Origin of the sequence: Cellulosilyticum ruminicola JCM 14822, from assembly GCF_001311925.1 — a bacterium.
Taxonomy (GTDB): Bacteria; Bacillota; Clostridia; order Lachnospirales; family Cellulosilyticaceae; genus Cellulosilyticum; species Cellulosilyticum ruminicola.
The window spans coordinates 1-2040 of record NZ_BBCG01000145.1 but is presented as its reverse complement, the minus strand read 5'-3'; the positions used below and the strand labels follow the sequence as shown (position 1 = coordinate 2040).

2 protein-coding genes and 1 pseudogene are annotated in these 2040 nt (G+C 31.6%); 2 read left to right on the top strand and 1 reads right to left on the bottom strand.

All coding sequences use genetic code 11. The features are described 5' to 3' along the window. Positions 1-10 precede the first annotated feature (10 nt). Positions 11-594: pseudogene (locus JCM14822_RS18460) on the top strand (DUF6144 family protein). On the opposite strand, the gene JCM14822_RS25340 reads toward JCM14822_RS18460, so the two are convergent. Continuing rightward, positions 498-1196 (bottom strand): CPBP family intramembrane glutamic endopeptidase, encoded by a 699-nt coding sequence (locus tag JCM14822_RS25340; protein ID WP_408606228.1) that lies wholly within the window; start codon positions 1194-1196, stop codon positions 498-500. The pseudogene JCM14822_RS18460 and the gene JCM14822_RS25340 sit on opposite strands and share 97 nt — an antisense overlap. A gap of 330 nt (positions 1197-1526) precedes the next feature. Between JCM14822_RS25340 and JCM14822_RS18450 the strand changes: the two genes are divergently transcribed. Further along, a partial coding sequence (locus JCM14822_RS18450; RefSeq protein ID WP_054744096.1) for a MerR family transcriptional regulator occupies positions 1527-2040 on the top strand: 514 nt, incomplete at its 3' end.

Genomic DNA, 2040 nt, shown 5'->3' with positions numbered 1-2040 from the left:
GTTAACGCTTATGATAAAATATATATTTATTAGGGGAGATTTTATTATGTCAAAGAATGATCATTCACATGCAATGCGTTTTTTAAAGAGTTTAGAAGTGCATTGTGGAGAAGAAGTAGCCAAGCAATTTGCAGAGCATTATCAATTATCGAAATCGGCTTCAATTAAGAAAAAATTTGAGTGGGCACAAGAGGTTTGCAACTATTTAGAGGAAAATTATGATGAAGAAACAGCAAAGGAGATTAGAATGGAGTGTAGTTGTAAAACAGCGCTTTTGAAGTTGAAAAAGATTAAAGCATTATACATACAGTCTGGCAATGAAAAAGCATTTGCCCAGAGCATGAATGAGTTAGAGGAAGGATTTACTATGGCATACGAAAATAATGCATTCTATTTAAATTATCCAGAGTGTTATTGTCCATGTGTAAAAAAATAGACAAGATATTACCTAAGACATGGTGCTATTGCACATTAGGATATACAAAGCAAATGTTTAACTATATTTTGGATAGGGAAGTGGATGTGGAACTTATAAAGAGTGTAAAATCAGGGGATGATAGTTGCCAAATAAAAATTTTAATAAACCAACAATAAATGTTAAAAAATGTGCTGGTGTTAAGAAAGAGTAAACTAGCAAAAATTATAAACGCAAATATAACGGATGGCTTGTAGAGCTGATCGGCCCAAAGGGCAATTGAACTTTCTTTTGAAATAGAATAAGGGGCTATGTTGTCAAATATATCATAGATAAAATGAAGAAGCATAGGGTATATGAGATTATGAGAAAGAAGAAATATGGCAGCAAAAGCAAATCCAATTGTGCCAGTATAGAAGAATGTCCATAAGTCCCAACCAAATAATACATGCATACTTCCAAAAATAATAAAGCTTAATAAGCCGTAAATTAAATTAGTGTACCATTTATTATTTTTGGCATGAAAAGCACCTTCTAAAAGGAGCCCTCGAAATAAACCTTCTTCAAAGAAGCACGTTGCGAATTGCTGTAAGATCACTTTGCTAATAAGTAAACTAATAGTTAGATTACTAAAATATGCCGTCCTATATATAATGCTGAGGCAAAAAGGCACAGCATATATTAGAAATGCAGATTTAGGGTTATAAAAATGTAATATATCTTTAATAGAGCGATTATAAAGCTTGGATATTATAAGGAGCGAAATAGTACCAAATACCATACGTGAACAACTATCATAAAAGTGCCAATTTGAACCGCTTAAATGATCGTATACTAATTCGGTTGTTAATATGTATATGAATATAATGATAATACAACTGGTTATGCCAAATATATTTTTCTTAATCATTTTTAATAAATTTCCTTTCCTTAGTAGTTTTAAAGCGTGCAATATTTAAATTTAGTTTGATACATTGAAATATTATAATATTTGAAATATTATAATGCAATAAAATAAAAATTTATCATTTAAACTTTGTATTGACTCTTTCCTAAGGGGAGGTAATAAACTCTAAAATGTAAGAAATATTACTTTGAAAGGAGCTGCTAGATGCTAAAGATAGGGGAGTTCTCAAAGCTTTCATTATTAACGATAAAGACGCTTAGATATTATGAAAAAGAAGGACTTTTAATACCTACAGCTACTGATGAGTATACGAAGTATAGGTATTATAAAGTAAGTCAACTTCAAACTGCGGCTAGAATCAAAGCCTATCGTGCAATGAAGCTTTCAATTGAGGAGATTAAAGCCATATTTGCTGGTGCGCCAGAGGAGAAAATTCTACTTGCCAAGGTGCAACAGCTTAAAAATGAGCAACAGGAAATAGCAGCATGTCTTTCAAAAATCAATTATATTTTGGAGGGACAAAAAATGAAATATGAAGCTGAGATTAAAAATATACCTGGAGCAATTGTATACTATACAGAAAAGAGACTTGCAAAGATCCAAGACAAAATGGAGTTTATTCCTTGGTGTGGCGCACAGTGTTTAAAACTAAATCCTGATCTTCAGGCTGCTAATCCAGAATATGAGTTTATCGAGTACTTGGAAGATGCTTATAAAG